Origin of the sequence: Paracoccus sediminilitoris (assembly GCF_003259195.1) — a bacterium.
Classification (GTDB): Bacteria; Pseudomonadota; Alphaproteobacteria; order Rhodobacterales; family Rhodobacteraceae; genus Paracoccus; species Paracoccus sediminilitoris.
This window is the reverse complement of the sequence record NZ_QJPK01000003.1, coordinates 134,702-151,520: the sequence shown is the minus strand read 5'-3', so window position 1 is coordinate 151,520 and position 16,819 is coordinate 134,702. Positions and strand designations below refer to the sequence as shown.

The window sequence follows — 16,819 nt, the reverse complement described above, 5'->3', positions numbered from 1 at the left end:
ACTGACATATGACCGACCGGCCCGACAGCACTGATGCCGCCAACAGCATGTGGGGCGGGCGCTTTGCCGCCGGTCCCGATGCGATCATGGAGGCGATCAACGCCTCGATCGGTTTCGACCGACGGCTCTACGCCCAGGATATCGCGGGCAGCCGGGCCCATGCCGCCATGCTGGCAGCACAAGGCATCATCAGCGATAACGATGCGGGCGCCATCAGGGAAGGCCTGCTCACCGTCTTGTCAGAGATCGAGGGCGGAGATTTCCCCTTCAAGACCGCGCTGGAAGACATTCACATGAATGTCGAGGCGCGGCTGAAGGAGATCATCGGCGAACCGGCAGGGCGCCTGCACACGGGCCGGTCCCGCAACGACCAGGTCGCCACCGATTTCCGCCTGTGGGTCCGCGACCAATGCGACGCCGCCATCAGCGGACTGCGCGCCCTGATCGGCTCCGCCATGGGTCAGGCCGAAGCCGGTGCCGATTGGGTCATGCCCGGTTTCACCCACCTGCAGACCGCGCAGCCGGTGACCTGGGGCCATCACATGATGGCCTATGTCGAGATGTTCGGCCGTGACCTGTCGCGCTTTCAGGACGCCCGCGCCCGCATGAACGAATCGCCCCTTGGGGCCGCCGCGCTGGCCGGGACCGGCTATCCGATCGACCGCCATGCCACCGCGCAGGCGCTTGGCTTCGACCGTCCCATGGCCAACAGCCTGGACGCCGTCAGCGACCGCGATTTCGCGCTTGAGTTCCTGTCGGCGGCCAGCATCTGCGCCGTCCACCTGTCGCGCCTGGCCGAGGAACTGGTGATCTGGTCATCCGCCCAGTTCCGCTTCGTGTCGATGTCGGACAAGTGGTCGACCGGGTCTTCGATCATGCCGCAGAAGCGCAACCCCGACGCGGCCGAGCTGATCCGCGCCAAGATCGGGCGCATCTTGGGGGCGAATGTCGCATTGTTCACGGTGATGAAGGGCCTGCCCTTGGCCTATTCCAAGGACATGCAAGAGGACAAGGAACAGGTCTTCGACGCCGCCGATCACCTGATGCTGGCTCTGGCCGCCATGTCGGGAATGCTGTCCGACCTGACCGCGAACACCGCCAATCTGGAAGCTGCCGCGGCGACCGGTTTTTCCACCGCCACCGATCTGGCCGACTGGCTGGTGCGCGAACTGGGCTTGCCCTTCCGCGACGCCCATCACGTCACCGGATCGCTTGTCGCCATGGCCGAGGGCAAGGGGATCGACCTGCCCGACCTGACGCTGGCCGACATGCAGTCGGTCCATGGCGACATCACCCAAGACGTGTTCGGCGTGCTGGGGGTTCACAACTCGGTCGCCTCGCGGCAAAGCTATGGCGGGACGGCGCCCGATCAGGTCCGCGCGCAGATCGCCCGCTGGAAGGAGAAACTGGCATGATGATCCGCCTGTCCCTGTTGGCCGTTCTGGCGCTGGCCGCCTGCGGCGTCGACGGCGCGCCCGAGCGTCCCGTCCAAAAACCCGCTCAATCCGGCGTCACCATCAGCGGCGATGCCCGCGTCGGTGTCCTGGCGCAGATGTAATGGACCATTTCCAGTATCAGCACGGCGAATTGCACGCCGAGGACGTCCCCCTGTCGCGCATTGCCGATCAGGTCGGATCGCCCGTCTATGTCTATTCCGCGGCCACGCTGACGCGGCATTTCACCCTGTTCCGGCAGGCCTTGGACTGGACCGATCACCTTGTCTGCTTTGCGGTCAAGTCGAACAGCAACCTGGCCGTGCTGAAGCTGATGGGCGATCTGGGCGCGGGCATGGACGTGGTATCGGGCGGGGAATACCTGCGCGCCAAGGCGGCGGGGGTGCCGGGTGACCGCATCGTCTTTTCCGGCGTCGGCAAGACCGAGGCCGAGATGGCCTTGGCCATCCGCGGCGGCATCCGCCAGTTCAACGTCGAATCCGAACCCGAGATGCGCGTGTTGTCGCGCGTGGCCCATGGTCTGGGCGCGACCGTGCCCATCGCCATCCGGGTCAATCCCGATGTCGATGCCAAGACCCATGAAAAGATCGCCACCGGCAAGTCGGAAAACAAGTTCGGCATCCCCATCGCCCGCGCCCGCGACGTCTATGCCGAGGCGGCCACCCTGCCGGGTCTTCAGGTGGTGGGCGTCGATGTGCATATCGGCAGCCAGCTGACCGATCTGGAGCCGTTCCGCGCCGCCTATCTGAAGGTGGCCGAACTGACCCGCGCGCTGCGCGAGGACGGGCATGTGATCACGCGCCTGGATCTGGGCGGCGGTCTGGGCATCCCCTATCGCCGCGACAACAACGCGCCGCCCTTGCCCCTGGAATACGGGCAGGTGATCCGCGACACCGTCGGCGATCTGGGCTGCGAGATCGAGATCGAGCCGGGCCGCAACATCGTCGGCAATGCGGGCGTGCTGCTGAGCCAGGTCATCTACGTCAAGAATGGTGAGGATCGCGACTTCCTGATCGTGGACGCCGCCATGAACGACCTGCTGCGTCCGGCGATGTATGGCGCGCATCACGACATCGTGCCGGTGGTCGAACCCGCCGTGGCGGCAGCCGTGCAATCCTTCGACGTGGTGGGACCGGTCTGCGAATCGGGCGACACCTTCCAGAAGGGCGCGCAGCTGCCCGACATGGCGGCAGGCGATCTGGTCGCCTTCCGGTCGGCGGGGGCCTATGGGGCCGTGATGGCCTCGGAATACAATTCCCGGCCCCTGGTCCCCGAGGTTCTGGTCAGCGGGGATCACTTCGCCGTCATCCGCGCACGTCCGACGTTTGAGGAAATGCTGGCCCGGGATAGCATCCCGGAATGGCTTTGACCGGGCGACAGCACGAAACCGAAACGCCGGGGGCCAGCCGCCCCCGGACAACCGACGATCTGTCGGCAGGGCTCAGCAGGTCTGTTGCGCGCGCCCTGGCACTGACGCGGTGGGGAATGATCTGGGAACGGGTCATAGCGGCCTTCTGGCCGCTGGCGGTGTTGCTGGCCGTGGGGTTTGCGGCGCTGGCCTTCGGGGTGGCGCAGGTGATGCCCGCCATCCTGTTGCCTTGGGTCGCGGGGCTGTGGCTGCTGGCCGTCATCGGTGCCGCGATCCTTGGCGGCGTCCGGTTGCGCCGGGTCCGCCCCGCCGAGGCGTTGCTGCGGCTGGACCGCACTCTGCCGGGCCGCCCGCTGAGCGCCCTGGCCGACCGGGCCGCCATCGGCGGCGAGGGCGCGCTGTGGGATGCCCATATCCGACAGATGCGGCAGGCGGCGCAGGCCGCGCGGCCGGTGCGCCCCGATGCAGGCCTGGCGCGGCGCGACCCGCTGGCGCTGCGGCTTGCTGCGCTGGTGGCCTTGGTCATGGCGCTGATCTTTGGCGGCATCGGGCAGGTGGGGCAGGGGATCGGCGCCATCGCCGCGACCGTCGCCCCCCGCATGATGCCGCAATCCGCCGCCGATACCGGTCCCGCATGGGAAGGCTGGGCCGAGCCGCCCGCCTATACCCGACGCCCGACCATCTATCTGAATGCGCTGCAGGGCGATGCGTTGGAACTGCCCAAGGGCAGCCTGGTGCAGGTCCGGCTTTACGGGGACGACAAGACCGTCGAACAGGATATCGGCGCGCTGCAGGGTGATGATCCGCAGGAAATGGTCATTAGGGCCGAACAGTCGGGCCATGTCCAGATCCTGGACCGGCGCTTTGCCATCACCGTGCTGCCCGACCTCGCGCCCCGGATCACCCCCGGAGAGGCCGCCGCACGCCGTGCCGATGGCCGGATGATGCAGGATTTCACCGCCAGCGACGATCATGGTCTGGCGGACGCCGAAGCCGTGATCACGTTGGACATGGCCCAGCTGGACCGCCGCTTTGGCCTGGCCGCCGATCCCGACCCACGCGACCCGATCCGGCTGAACCTGCCTTTGCCGTCGCGCGACCGCAAGGATGTGCAGGGCCGGCTGGTCGAGGATCTGTCACGTCACCCTTGGGCGAACCTGCCGGTCAGCCTAACGCTGCGCGCCACCGACGGTATCCAGCAGGTCGGCCAATCCGATCCGCGCGCCACCGTCCTGCCGGGGCGACGCTTCTTCAATCCGCTGGCCGCCGCCCTGATCGAGATGCGGCGCGACCTGCTGTGGGCCAAGGCCAACGCCCCCCGCAGCGCCGAGATCCTGCGCGCCCTGACCTGGCAGCCCGAAGGCTTTGTCGAGGGCGAGCTTTACCGGGAACTCCGGGCCTCGGTCGCGCTGCTGGAGGGGCCCGATTTCGAGTCTGACGCCCGCGACCGTCTGGCCGAGGCACTGTGGGACGCGGCCGTCCAGTTGGAGGATGGCGGGCTGTCGGATGCGCTGCAGGCGATGCGCGACGCGCAGGAAAAGCTGTCCGAGGCCATCCGCAACGGTGCCAGCCCCGATGAGATTCAGCAGTTGATGGACCAGTTGCGCGAAGCCACAGACGATTACACCCGTATGCTGGCCGAACAGAGCGAAGCGCCCCAGGCCGACAGTCCCGACCAGGGCCAGGAACAGGGCCAGGAGATTACCGGCGACCAGATCCAGCAGATGATGGAGGAGATCCAGCGCCTGATGAACGAAGGCCGCATGGCCGAGGCCGAGCAGCTGCTGGAACAGTTCAATCGCATGATGGAAAACCTGCAGGTGCGCCAATCCCGGGGCCAGCAAGGCCAGCAGGGCGAAGGATCGCAGGGCAGCCAGCCGATGAACCGGCTGGCAGACACGCTGCGCGACCAGCAGCAGCTGTCGGACGAAGCCTTCCGCGAGGCGCAGCGCCAGTTCCGCGACGGCCAGCAGGGCGAGACCGGCGATCTGGCCGACCGCCAGCAGGCGCTGCGCGAGGATCTGGACCAGCAGCGCGGCCTGCTGCCGGGGCAGGGGTCCGAACGGGGGGATCAGGCCCGCGACCGGCTGGACGATGCCGGCCGTGCGATGGAGGATGCCGAACAGGCCCTGCGCGAAGGCGATACCGGCCGCGCCATGCAGCGCCAGGCCGACGCGATCCAATCCATGCGTGAGGGCATGCAGTCCATGGGCGACATGCTGGCCGAACAGGGGCAGCAGGGTCAGCGCGGTCAGGATGGCCAGGAAGGCCAGACCGGTGGCGCCGATGGCAGCGGCCAGGCCAGCGGCAATCCCGGCACCGACCCCTTGGGGCGTCAGCAGCCCACCGGCACCAACCAGATCACCGGCGACAGCGAAGGCGGGCTTGGCACCAACCCTGCCGCCCGGGCGCGCGATCTGCTGGACGAGATCCGGCGCCGCATGGGCGATCCGGGCCGCTCGGCATCCGAGCTGGATTATCTGGACCGCTTGGGCGACCAGTTCTGAGACCAGCCCTTTCCTGGGACGGGACGTTCAGCGGTCGATCAGCGTGGCCGACAGCCATTGGCGGGCCTGATCGACCTCGGCCCGCAATCCGGTCAGCTGATCGGCCATGGGCAGGCCCTTTGCGGCCATCATCGGCGTCGCCATGTACAGCGCCAGCAGCGCCGCCGTCACCAGCATCGAGATGCCGAAGCCGGTTCCATAACCCCGCCGCGCGCCCGGTTGCGGCGCAGCATCATTGACGGGGGCCACGGCCACAGGTTCCGACGCCACTGGCTGCGCAACGGGACGGGGACGCTGCGGGGCGGGCTTTGGCTGGGCCGCTGGGGGACGCGGCGGCATGTGTCGGATGACCGTCGGCGTGGTCGGGCGACCCTCGGACGGCGTGGCGTCCTCCGCCGGCATCGTCACCGTGGTCGCGGGCCAGTCGTTGTCGGTCATGCCACCGGCGGGCATGGCCGGGCGGGGGGCGTCGGGGTCGCTTTCGGCCTCGCGCAGGCGGCGTTCGTGTTCGACCTCGTCGCGCAGGATGTCCAGGATGTCGGGCGACAGGCGCTTGCTGGCCGGGCGCAGGGGCGGTGGCGTTGCGGCATTATCGTCATCCTGGGCCGAGGGGGCGGTGAAATCGGCCAGATCCAGTGGGCGCGCAGGGTCCTTGGGCCGCTGCGCCTGCCAGATGCGTTCGCAGCGGCTGCACTCGACCTCGCGGCCGGCGGCGGGGATCGCGTCCTGCGGCACGACATATTCCGCGCCGCAGCCTGGACAGTTCAACCTAAATTCAGCCATGCCACCCTCGCATTCGTCTTGTGCCTGTTCTATCAAGCGCAGGTCCGGCTTCCAAGACGCGCCGGATGCAAATGCCCCGCGCAAGACGGGCTGAAACGGAAAAGAGGTGGCGCTTGATCGAGATGCGGGATGTCGGGTTCGGCTATCACGGCAGGGCCGAGCTGCTGTCGGGGATGACGCTCAGTCTGCAGCCGGGCATGTTCCATTTCCTGACGGGGCCGTCGGGGTCGGGCAAGACGACGCTGCTGCGTCTGTGCTATGCCGATCTGCTGCCGACGGCGGGACAGATGACGGCCTTCGGCCATGAGATGCGCGATCTGTCGCGCGACGATATCGCGGACCTGCGCCGGCGGGTGGGGGTGGTGCATCAGGAACCGCAATTCCTGGACCATCTGCCCGTTGCCGAAAACGTTGCCCTGCCGCTGAGCGTGGCGCATGAACCCGTGGATATGGACGCCCTGCGCGATCTTCTGGGTTGGGTGCAGCTGTCGCAGCACGCGCGCGCCCTGCCGCCGTCGCTGTCGGGCGGCGAACGTCAGCGCGCGGCCCTGGCGCGGGCGGTGATCCTGTCACCGGACCTGATCCTGGCCGATGAACCGACCGGCAACCTGGATTGGGACATGTCCATGCGCCTGATGCAGCTGCTGATCGAACTGAACAAATCCGGCAAGACCGTGCTGGTGGCGACCCATGACCTGAACCTGATCCGCGCCACCAAGGCGCAGGTGACGGCGCGGGTCCTGCGGATTTCGGGCGGCAACCTTCAGCTGGCGGGGGCGGATCTGTGAAACGGGGCAAAAGCTTGGCACTGAACCTGATGACCCTTGGCAGGGGATTGTTGCGCGACGAAGGCGGCAAGGGCGACCGCATCGTCCCGCCGACGGGCTTCACCGCCCAGCTGACGCTGTTCTCCGCAGGGGCGATGGCGTTTCTGGCGGTCTTCGCGTTGGCGCTGGCACTGGCGACGGGGCGGCTGGCCGATCACTGGTCCACCCAGCTTGCGGGTTCGGTCACGGTCCGCATCAGCGCCCCCGCCGACCAGCAGGAGGGTCAGGTCCAGACCGCCCTGCAACTGCTGCGCACCACCCCCGGCACCGGAGAGCCGCGCCAGCTGCCCCAAGAGGAACTGGCCATGCTGCTGGAACCCTGGTTCGGGCCCGACATGCCGGTCGACGCCCTGCCGGTGCCTGCGCTGATCGACCTCCCGATCCGGGGCGATGATTTTGACGCCGAGGGCCTGCGCCTGCGCCTGGAGGCCGAGGTGCCCGGCGCGATCCTGGACGACCATACCGAATGGCGCAGGCCGCTGGTCTCTGCGGCCAATCGCCTGCGGATGCTGGGGATCGTGTCGCTGCTGCTGATCACGGCGGCCTCGGCGGCCATGATCACGCTGGCGGCCAAGGCGGCGCTGGCGGCCAATGGGCAGGTCATCCGCGTCCTTCGCCTGATCGGCGCGCGCGACCTGACCATCGCCACCGCCTTCGTCCGCCGCTTTACCCGGCGCGCCGCGATCGGGTCGGCCGTCGGCACGGTGCTGGGCGTCGGGGCGGTTTCGATCCTGCCCGATGCAAGCGCGGCGGGCGGCTTTCTGACCGGGCTTGGGTTTCAGGGGTGGGACTGGCTGATGCCGCTCTCCATCCCGCTGGTCGCGGCGGCGGTGGGCTTTCTGGCCACCCGTTGGGCCGCGCTGAACATGCTGGAGGCTGTCCGTTGACCACCCGCGCCGTTCCCGCGCCCCTCGGGCCTTGGCAATATGTCCAGAACGTCCTGTTCTATGTGCATGTCGCGCTGGCGACGGTGGTGATCGGTCTGTTCGGCCTGCCGCAGATGCGGCACGGGCGGGCGGGCGCGAACCGGGTGGCGACGCGTTGGATCGGCTATATGATCTGGGCCGCGCGCCTGCATCTGGGCCTGACCTGCGAAATCCGCGGCACGCCGCCCACGGGCGATTGCATCATCGCCGCCAAGCATCAAAGCTTCTGGGACATCCTGGTCATCGCCCATGCCGTGCCCCGCCGCGCCTTCATCATGAAGCGCGAGGTGATGCGCGTTCCCGTCATGGGCTGGTATGCATGGAAGGTCGGTTGCATCCCCATCGATCGCGGTCGCGGGCGCGACGCGATGGGCATCATGTCGGCCGAGGTCAAGGCGCGCATGCAGGATGGCGGCGTCGGTCAGCTGATCATCTATCCCGAAGGCACGCGCACCCTGCCGGGGCAGCGCAAACCCTATAAGCACGGGGTGGCGACATTGCGGGCGGGAACCGGGCTGCCGGTGGTGCCGGTCGCGGTGAATGCCGGCCTGTTCTGGCCGCGCAGCGGTTGGGGCATCCGCCGCGGTCGTGCCGTGGTCGAGTTTCTGCCCGTCATCGATCCGGACCAGCCGCAGGCCGATTTCATGCCGCGGCTGGAACGCCAGGTCGAGGCCGCCTCGGACCGGTTGATGGCCGAGGCGGGTCTGGTGCTGGGCGCGGGCGACAGTGATGCCGCCCGCCCCTGATCAGCGCAGTTCGTAGTATTTCGGGACATGGGGCCCCGCCGGAGGCAGCCCGATGTCGCGCCGCATATGCGGGCTGAGGTGATAGGCGTCGGGCGGCCTCGGTCTTTTCCGCCGCCTGATCAGCAGCGCCCGAAACAGGGCGAATGTCACCGCCGTCGCACCGTGACGGGCGATCAGGCGATGCAGGGCGGGACGCAGGGCAGGGGCCTGCGGCGTCATCTGGGCAATCATCATTGCAGTCCTTTGCAAGCCGGACATGGCTGTGCCACGACCGGAAAACGGGTTGGTTGAGGATGGAATGATGCCGTGCGGACAGGCCGCGCAAAGGCGGTCGGTCAGGTCAGGGCATCGGTCGGAAAATGCCTGTTCAGGCGGTCAGCAGCGGATTTCGTCGCGACTGGCGGCCATCATGCATGGGCTGGGCGGCTTTGGTGACATTGGTCATATGTGCGGCCCCTCCCTCGTTGATGCATGATACGGGCAAGGCGGACGCTGCCCGATTCCCTGCATGGCGCGCAAGTGCGCAAATGCAAGCAGCCGCCCAAAAGGGGCGGCTGTGGCGTTTGGGTCACAATGTCGTGTGGATCAGGCGGCCAGGGAATGCGCGCCCATGGTCAGGAATTTCTGCCGGCGGTCGGCGATCAGTTCGGCCGGGGATTTACCGGACAGATCCTCCAGCATCGCGGCGATTTCCGTGCCGACCTTGGCGATGGCCTCGGCGGGCAGGCGCTGCGCGCCGCCCATCGGCTCGGCGATGATGCGGTCGATGACGTCCAGCTTCTTCAGGTCCTGTGCGGTCAGGCGCAGCGCCTCGGCCGCGTCGCGCATCTTGTCGCTGTCCTTCCACAGGATCGAGGCACAGCCCTCGGGCGAGATCACCGAATAAATCGAGTGTTCCAACATGGCGATCCGGTTCGCGGTGGCAAAGGCCACGGCCCCGCCCGATCCGCCTTCGCCGATGACGACGCTGACCAGCGGCACGCCGATCTCCAGGCATTTCATGGTGCAACGGGCGATCGCTTCGGATTGGCCGCGTTCCTCGGCGCCCTTGCCGGGATAGGCGCCGGGCGTGTCGACCAGCGTGATCACCGGCAGTCCGAAGCGATGCGCCATGTCCATCAGGCGGATCGCCTTGCGATAGCCTTCTGGGCGGGCCATGCCGAAATTGTGGTGGATGCGCGACTTGGTGTCGTTGCCCTTTTCATGGCCGATCACCACGCAAGGCGCGTCGTTGAAGCGCGCCAGCCCGCCCATCACCGCATGGTCGTCGCCAAAGGCCCGGTCGCCCGCCAGCGGGGTGTAGTCGGTGAACAGCGCCTCAATATACTGGCTGCAATGGGGGCGGTCGGGATGGCGCGCGACCTGGGTTTTCCGCCAGGGCGAGAGGTTGCGATACATCTCTTTCAGAAGATCGCCCGCCTTCTTGTCCAGGGCGGCGGCCTCTTTCTCGACATCGACGCCATCGCCCTTGCGGGCCATCGCGCGAAGTTCCTCGGCCTTGCCCTCGATGTCGGCAAGCGGCTTTTCGAAATCCAGATAGACCATGGGTGATGCTCCGGGCGTTCGGTTTGGGGCTGTATATGCGGGGTCGCGGACGGTTGCAACGCGGCCCTATTGCAGATCGGCAAAGGCATCCTGCAGGCGCCGGACCGCCTGTTCGACCAAGGCGCGCGGCGTGGCGATGTTGAAGCGCAGGTAATCCTGCCCGCCGGTGCCGAAGGTCGCGCCGTGATTGGCGGCGATCCTTGCACCCTCCTGCACGCGGGCGGTGAATTCGTCGGGCGTCATGCCGGTGCCCGAACAATCGACCCAAGACAGATAGGTGGCCTGCAGCGGCATGGATTTCAGCCCGGGAATGGCATTCACGCCCGCGTCGAAGATCCGGCGGTTGCCGTCCAGATATTCGACCAGCGCATCGACCCAGGCGGCGCCTTGCGGCGAATAGGCCGCAGCCACCATATCCATCCCGAAGATCCCCGGCGATATCCCCGCCGCCATCAGCGCGCCCTTGAACCGCGCGCGCAAGTCAGGGTCGGCGATGATCGCATTACCGATATGGGCGCCGGCGATGTTGAAGGTCTTGGTCGCCGCCGTCAGCGTGATCAGCCGGTCCGCGATGTCGGGGGCGACGGTGGCCATCATCCGGTGGCGCGGGCTGCCCGGCAGGACCAGGTCGCAATGGATGTCATCGGAGACCAGGATCAGGTCGTGGCGCCTGCAGAAATCAGCGACCTGGCGCAGCTCGTCCTCGGACCAGACGCGGCCGCCGGGGTTGTGGGGCGAACAGAGGATCAGCAGCTTTTCATGGCCCTTCAGCATCGTTTCCCACGCGTCCCAGTCCATGCGGTACTGGCCATCCTGCTGCGCCAGCGGCAATTCGACCAGATCGCGCCCTTGGGCGCGGATCACCCGGGCAAAGGCGTGATAGACGGGCGACATCACGATCACCCCGTCGCCCTTGGCTGTGAAGGCGTTCAGCGCCATCGCCACCGCGTTGACCAGACCCGCGCAGGTCAGCACCCATTCGGGCCGGATCTGCCAGCCGTGGCGGTTTTCCATCCACCAGCAGATCGCCTTCAGATAGGGCCGGTGCGCGCCCGGATAGCCATAGATGCCATGCGCCGCGACCGTCTCGACCGCGTCCTGCACCGCCTGGGGGGGGCGGAAATCCATGTCAGCTACCCACATCGCCAGCCCGTCATCAGGGTCCACGCCGTAAGCCGCCTGCATGTCGTCCCACTTGCTGCAATGCGTCCCCTTGCGGTCGATGATCTGGTCGAAATCGGGCTGGCTCATGGGATCCTCGTGATTTTCGCGTTTCACACTGCATACGCCTGTTGTTGCTTATGGTGAAGCCATGCCCTAAATCGCCAATCATGAGCCTGAGAACCATCCTGATCCATCCCGATCCCCGCCTGAAGAAGGTGGCCGAGCCGATCGCGCGCATCACGCCCGAGATCGAGACATTGGCCGCCGACATGCTGGCCACCATGTATGACGCGCCCGGCATTGGCCTGGCCGCGCCGCAGATCGGCGTGGGCGCCCGCATCTTCGTGATGGACGCCACCCGCGACCCCGAGGCCGAACGCGCGCCCATCGTCATGGTCAACCCGCAGATCACCTGGACGTCCGAGGCGCTGAACACCTACGATGAGGGCTGCCTGTCCATTCCGGACCAATATGCCGACGTGACCCGCCCTGCCGAATTGCGGATGGAGTGGCTGGGCCTGGATGGCAAGACCCACGAACAGGAATTCGACGGCCTTTGGGCCACCTGCGCCCAGCACGAGCTGGACCATCTGGACGGCATCCTGTTCATCGACCATCTTTCCGCCATCAAGCGCCAGATGATCACGCGCAAGATGGTCAAGTTGAAACGAGAGCAGGCCCGTGGCTGACACACCCATCCCCGCATCGCCGATCCCCCCTGTCCTGACAGGCGATCTGGCTGCGGGGAAGGTGCGCCCGATCCTGCTCTACCCCGATCCGGTCCTGTTCACCCGCTGCGACGACGTGGGCTATCTGGCCCAGCCCGACATCCTGGTGCTGGCCGCCGACATGCTGGCCACCATGTACGCGGCCCGGGGGCGCGGCTTGGCCGCTCCCCAGATCGGCGTGTCGCGGCGCATCTTCGTGATGGATGCCGGGTGGAAGACGGGTGAACCCGACCCGCTGGTCATGCTGGACCCGGAAATCCTGTGGCGCAGCGATGAAACCGACAGCGCGGTCGAAACCTGCCTGTCCATTCCCGACAGGCCCCTGTCCGTGACCCGGTCCCTGTCCATCACCCTTGGGTGGTACGACCTGCAGGGCCGCCACCGGATGCGCCAGATGTCGGGCGACGCTGCCCGGATCGCCCAGCACGAGGCCGACCATCTGGACGGCCGCCTGATCCTGAAGGAATCCGACACCGCATGACCGTTCGCCCATTCCTGCCCTATGCCGACCCCCGCCTGCACCGCGCGGCCGATACCGTCGAGGCGATCACCGACGATATCCGTGCCATCTGGGACGACATGATCGACACCATGAACGCGATGCCGGGCGTGGGTCTGGCCGCGCCGCAGATCGGCGTCATGCTGCGCCTGGCCGTGGTCGATGCGTCCGAGGCGCACGGTCAGGCCATCCGCATGGCCAATCCCGAAATCCTGCACGTCAGCGGCAAGTTCCGCGACCATGACGAAGCCAGCCCGAACCTGCCCGGCGTCCATGCCACGATCAGCCGCCCCCGCGCGCTGACGGTGCGCTTCCTGAATGCGGAGGGCCAGATCGAGGATCGCGATTTCGTCAATCTCTGGGCCACCAGCGTTCAGCATCAGATCGACCACCTGAACGGCCGGATGTATGTCGATCATCTGTCGCCCCTGCGCCGCAAGATGCTGGTGCAGAAATCGGCCAAGCTGGCCCGTCGCTGATCCAACAACAGAAAGGCCGTCGCCATGCGCGTGATCTTCATGGGAACGCCCGATTTTTCGGTGCCCGCCTTGCGGGCGATCGCCGACCGCCACGATGTCGTCGCCGTCTATACCCAGCCCCCGCGGGCGGCGGGCCGGGGGCAAAAACCACGCCCATCGCCGGTCCACGCGACGGCGCTGGAACTGGGGCTGCCCGTGTTCCACCCCGAAAAGCTGCGCGACCCTGCCGATCAGGACCGCTTTGCGGCCCATCAGGCCGATGTCGCAGTTGTGGTCGCCTATGGGCTGATCCTGCCCCAAGCGGTTCTGGATGCGCCGCGGCTTGGCTGCGTGAACATCCACGCATCCTTGCTGCCGCGCTGGCGCGGGGCCGCGCCGATCCACCGCGCGATTCTGGCGGGCGATGCGGCTTCGGGCGTGTCGATCATGCAGATGGAGGCAGGGCTGGATACCGGGCCGGTTCTTGCGGAAACGCGCACGCCCATCGGCCCGCAGGACACGACGGCCGACCTGCATGACCGTCTGTCGGACCTGGGCGCGACCCTGATCCTCGATGTGCTGGACCGGTTGCCACTGGCGGCCACACCCCAGCCCGAAGATGGCGTCACCTATGCCGCCAAGATCGACAAGTCCGAGGCGCGGATCGACTGGTCGCAGCCCGCATCTCAGGTCGATCGCCAGATCCGCGGCCTTTCGCCATTTCCGGGGGCCTGGTGCCAGATCGACGGCGAACGGGTCAAGCTGCTGCGCAGCCGTCTGGCGTCGGGGTCGGGTGAACCCGGACAGGTCCTGCCCGGTTTCACCATCGCCTGCGGTGACGGTGCCATCCAGGTGCTGACGGCGCAAAGATCGGGGAAAAAGCCGATGGCGGCGGATGACCTGCTGCGGGGCTGGCAACTACCCGCGCGGATCGATTAGGACCGCAACGCGGTCCTTCGCCGCCTGGCGCGGTGGGGGCAAGGCCCCCGCCCGCAGGGGGCGAACGTGGTCGCGGGACGCAAACCGCGCCCCGCGATCACTTCAGATGGCGCCGTGGCAATGCTTGAACTTGTTGCCTGACCCACAGGGGCACAGGTCGTTCCGCGCGGGGTTGCCCCAAGTCGACGGATCGTTCTCGTCAAAGCCCTCGACGGCAGGCAGCGGCGTTTCGGGGCTGGCATTGCTGCCATCCTCGTCGCCATGCTCCATCGTCATATCGTCCTGCGCGGCCTTCTGCTGCGCCGTCATCTGGTTCAGCATTTCCTGGCGTTCCGCATCGGTCAGGGGACGGATCTGCGCCAGCCGCTGCGTCACGTCGAAGCGCAGCCCGTCCAGCAGGGCTTCGAACAGCTGGAAGGCCTCGGTCTTGTATTCCGACAGCGGATCGCGCTGCGCATAACCGCGGAAGCCAACGACCGAACGCAGGTGATCCAGCGTCATCAAATGCTCGCGCCATTTCTGGTCGATCATCTGCAACAGGACCTGCTTTTCGATCTGGGCCATGTTCTCGGGGCCGAAACCGGCGGTCTTCTCGGCCATGTAGGTGTCGGTTGCCTCGACGATGCGCTCGCGCATCATCTCCTGGTCGACGCCTTCCTCGGCCGCCCATTCGGTGACGGGCAGGTTCATGTTCAACCGCTCGCGCACGGCGGTCTTCAGACCCTCGGTGTCCCATTGGTCGGCATAGCTGCGGGCGGGCATGAAATCCTCGACCAGATCGTCGATGACCTGGTGGCGCATGTCGGCAGTGATTTCGCCCACTTCCTCGCTGTCCATGATCTCGCGGCGCTGGCTGAAGATCGCCTTGCGCTGGTCGTTCATCACGTCGTCGAACTTCAGCAATTGCTTGCGGATGTCAAAGTTGCGACCCTCGACCTTGGCCTGGGCGCGTTCCAGCGACTTGTTCACCCAAGGGTGCACGATCGCCTCGCCTTCCTTCATCCCCAACGAGGACAGCACCTTGTCCAGACGTTCGGACCCGAAGATCCGCATCAGGTCGTCGTCCAGCGACAGGAAGAACAGCGAACGCCCCGGATCGCCCTGACGGCCCGAACGGCCGCGCAGCTGGTTGTCGATGCGGCGGCTTTCGTGACGCTCGGTGCCCAGCACGAACAACCCGCCGGCGGCCAGGACGGCCTCCTTCTCGGCGGCATGTTCGGATTCGATGCGGGCGCGCATCTCGTCGGGATGGGCTTCGGGATCGGCCTTCAGGGCCTCCATCACCTTCATTTCGACATTGCCGCCCAGCTGGATGTCGGTGCCGCGGCCGGCCATATTGGTGGCGATGGTCACCGCGCCGGGCTTGCCGGCGTCGGCAACGATCTGCGCTTCGGCCTCGTGCTGGCGGGCATTCAGGACGTTGTGGGGCACGCCGTCCTTCTTTAACAGCTCGGACAGCATCTCGGATTTCTCGATGCTGGTGGTGCCGACCAGGGTGGGCTGGCCCTTGGCATGGGCCTCCTTGATCGCCTCGATCACGGCGGCGTATTTTTCCTGCGCCGTGCGATAGACGCGGTCATGCTCGTCCAGACGCGCGATGCCGCGGTTGGTTGGAACCTCGACGACGCCCAGCTTGTAGATCTCGGCGAATTCCTCGGCCTCGGTCGAGGCCGTGCCGGTCATGCCCGACAGGCGGTCGTAAAGGCGGAAGTAGTTCTGGAAGGTGACCGACGCCAGGGTCACGTTCTCGGGCTGGATCTCGACGCCTTCCTTGGCCTCGATCGCCTGGTGCAGGCCGTCCGACAGGCGGCGGCCCTTCATCATGCGTCCGGTGAATTCGTCGATCAGCGCGACCTCGCCTTCGCGGATCATGTAATGCTGGTCCTTCAGGAACAGCTTGTGCGCGCGCAGGGCCTGGTTGACGTGATGGACGATCGTGGTCGATTCCGGGTCATAGAGCGACTGCCCCTCGGGCAGGACGCCGTCGGCCTGCAGGCGCTGTTCCAGGAACTCGTTGCCTTCCTCGGTGAAGGTGGCGTTGCGGGACTTTTCGTCCAGCTTGTAATGTTCCTCGGTCAGCAGCGGCACATAGCCGTCCAGCACCTTGTACAGTTCCGACCGGTCCTGCGACGGGCCGCTGATGATCAGCGGCGTGCGCGCCTCGTCGATCAGGATGCTGTCGACCTCGTCGACGATGGCGAAATTGTGGCCACGCTGGACCATCTCGGCCACGCTGCCCTTCATGTTGTCGCGCAGATAATCGAAGCCCAGTTCGTTGTTCGTCGCATACGTGACGTCGGCGGCATAGGCCTGGCGCTTTTCATCTTCGGGCTGGAAGGGAACGACGACGCCGCAGGTCAGGCCCAGCTGGGCAAAGACCTTGGACATCCATTCCGCGTCGCGCCGCGCCAGATAGTCGTTGACGGTAACGACATGGACGCCCTTGCCCGACAGCGCGTTCAGATAGGCCGGGAAGGTGGCGACCAGGGTCTTGCCCTCGCCGGTCTTCATCTCGGCGATGTTGCCCTGATGCAGGAAGATCCCGCCCATCAGCTGCACGTCGAAGGCCCGCAGGCCCAGGGCGCGCCGCGCGCCTTCGCGACAATTGGCGAAGGCCTCGGGCAGGATGGCGTCCAGGCTTTCGCCATTCGCCACGCGTGTCTGAAATTCGCGGGTCTTGTCGATCAGCTGCTGATCGTCCAGGGCCTTGAAGTCGTCCTCAAGGGCGTTGATGCGCGCCACCAATGGGCGCGTCCCTTTGACCATGCGGTCGTTGGGAGTCCCAAAAACCATCTTTGCCAGATTTCCGATGCCGAGCATGTTACCTTCGCAATCACGTTGTTGGGAAAGACGAGTGACCGCGGCCCACTTGCC

At 66.7% G+C, this 16,819-nt stretch carries 16 protein-coding genes; 11 read left to right on the top strand and 5 right to left on the bottom strand.

Going from position 1 to position 16,819, the window contains the following annotated elements; translation table 11 throughout:
• Positions 1–8 precede the first annotated feature (8 nt).
• Genes argH through DKT70_RS06385 form a run of 4 tightly spaced genes read left to right on the top strand, consistent with a single transcriptional unit; the run spans position 9 to position 5,330 of the window.
• Positions 9–1,415: an argininosuccinate lyase gene (gene argH / locus DKT70_RS06395; protein WP_111558348.1), complete on the top strand. Its 1,407-nt coding sequence runs from the start codon at positions 9–11 to the stop codon at positions 1,413–1,415.
• A complete protein-coding gene (locus DKT70_RS17995; protein ID WP_158529958.1) occupies positions 1,412–1,558 on the top strand; it encodes a hypothetical protein in 147 nt (48 codons plus the stop codon). Before argH ends, DKT70_RS17995 begins: the two co-directional genes overlap by 4 nt.
• Positions 1,558–2,823 (top strand): diaminopimelate decarboxylase, encoded by a 1,266-nt coding sequence (gene lysA, locus DKT70_RS06390; protein WP_111558347.1) that lies wholly within the window; start codon positions 1,558–1,560, stop codon positions 2,821–2,823. The genes DKT70_RS17995 and lysA overlap by 1 nt, the downstream gene beginning before the upstream one ends.
• On the top strand, positions 2,814–5,330 hold the full coding sequence (locus tag DKT70_RS06385) for a DUF4175 domain-containing protein (protein WP_233490447.1): 2,517 nt from the start codon (positions 2,814–2,816) through the stop codon (positions 5,328–5,330). Before lysA ends, DKT70_RS06385 begins: the two co-directional genes overlap by 10 nt.
• 27 nt (positions 5,331–5,357) lie before the next feature.
• Here the strand turns inward: DKT70_RS06385 and DKT70_RS06380 are convergent, their stop codons facing one another.
• Positions 5,358–6,113, bottom strand: a complete 756-nt coding sequence (locus DKT70_RS06380) for an MJ0042-type zinc finger domain-containing protein (protein WP_111558346.1) — start codon at positions 6,111–6,113, stop codon at positions 5,358–5,360.
• 113 nt (positions 6,114–6,226) lie between these two features.
• Here DKT70_RS06380 and DKT70_RS06375 point away from each other — a divergent pair, with 113 nt between their 5' ends.
• From DKT70_RS06375 to DKT70_RS06365, 3 genes are read left to right on the top strand one after another with little or no spacing between them, the layout of a single operon-like run.
• Positions 6,227–6,901, top strand: a complete 675-nt coding sequence (locus tag DKT70_RS06375) for a cell division ATP-binding protein FtsE (RefSeq protein WP_072295831.1) — start codon at positions 6,227–6,229, stop codon at positions 6,899–6,901.
• A 29-nt stretch (positions 6,902–6,930) separates the two neighbouring features.
• On the top strand, positions 6,931–7,827 hold the full coding sequence (locus DKT70_RS06370; protein ID WP_111558386.1) for a cell division protein FtsX: 897 nt from the start codon (positions 6,931–6,933) through the stop codon (positions 7,825–7,827).
• On the top strand, positions 7,824–8,612 hold the full coding sequence (locus DKT70_RS06365) for a lysophospholipid acyltransferase family protein (protein ID WP_233490446.1): 789 nt from the start codon (positions 7,824–7,826) through the stop codon (positions 8,610–8,612). The genes DKT70_RS06370 and DKT70_RS06365 overlap by 4 nt, the downstream gene beginning before the upstream one ends.
• On the opposite strand, the gene DKT70_RS06360 is transcribed toward DKT70_RS06365, so the two are convergent.
• The 3 genes from DKT70_RS06360 to DKT70_RS06350 all read right to left on the bottom strand — a co-directional run bounded on the left by DKT70_RS06360 (position 8,613) and on the right by DKT70_RS06350 (position 11,408).
• Positions 8,613–8,843: a hypothetical protein gene (locus tag DKT70_RS06360; protein ID WP_146612597.1), complete on the bottom strand. Its 231-nt coding sequence runs from the start codon at positions 8,841–8,843 to the stop codon at positions 8,613–8,615.
• A gap of 354 nt (positions 8,844–9,197) precedes the next feature.
• Positions 9,198–10,157: an acetyl-CoA carboxylase carboxyltransferase subunit alpha gene (locus DKT70_RS06355; RefSeq protein ID WP_111558344.1), complete on the bottom strand. Its 960-nt coding sequence runs from the start codon at positions 10,155–10,157 to the stop codon at positions 9,198–9,200.
• Between the two features lie 66 nt (positions 10,158–10,223).
• Positions 10,224–11,408, bottom strand: coding sequence for a MalY/PatB family protein (locus DKT70_RS06350; protein ID WP_111558343.1), 1,185 nt, complete (start codon positions 11,406–11,408; stop codon positions 10,224–10,226).
• A gap of 80 nt (positions 11,409–11,488) precedes the next feature.
• Between DKT70_RS06350 and def (DKT70_RS06345) the strand changes: the two genes are divergently transcribed.
• From def (DKT70_RS06345) to fmt, 4 genes are read left to right on the top strand one after another with little or no spacing between them, the layout of a single operon-like run.
• Complete coding sequence (gene def, locus DKT70_RS06345; protein WP_111558342.1) at positions 11,489–12,010, top strand: peptide deformylase; 522 nt, start codon at positions 11,489–11,491, stop codon at positions 12,008–12,010.
• Entirely contained in the window at positions 12,003–12,530 is a 528-nt protein-coding gene (locus DKT70_RS06340) for a peptide deformylase (RefSeq protein WP_233490445.1), read from the top strand. Before def (DKT70_RS06345) ends, DKT70_RS06340 begins: the two co-directional genes overlap by 8 nt.
• The gene (gene def, locus DKT70_RS06335; protein WP_111558341.1) at positions 12,527–13,027 is read left to right on the top strand and encodes a peptide deformylase; all 501 of its coding nucleotides are present in this window, start codon (positions 12,527–12,529) and stop codon (positions 13,025–13,027) included. Before DKT70_RS06340 ends, def (DKT70_RS06335) begins: the two co-directional genes overlap by 4 nt.
• 24 nt (positions 13,028–13,051) lie before the next feature.
• Positions 13,052–13,945 (top strand): methionyl-tRNA formyltransferase, encoded by an 894-nt coding sequence (gene fmt / locus DKT70_RS06330; RefSeq protein ID WP_111558340.1) that lies wholly within the window; start codon positions 13,052–13,054, stop codon positions 13,943–13,945.
• A gap of 102 nt (positions 13,946–14,047) precedes the next feature.
• Here fmt and secA read toward each other — a convergent pair whose 3' ends face one another.
• A complete protein-coding gene (gene secA, locus DKT70_RS06325) occupies positions 14,048–16,765 on the bottom strand; it encodes a preprotein translocase subunit SecA (RefSeq protein WP_111558339.1) in 2,718 nt (905 codons plus the stop codon).
• Positions 16,766–16,819 lie beyond the last annotated feature (54 nt).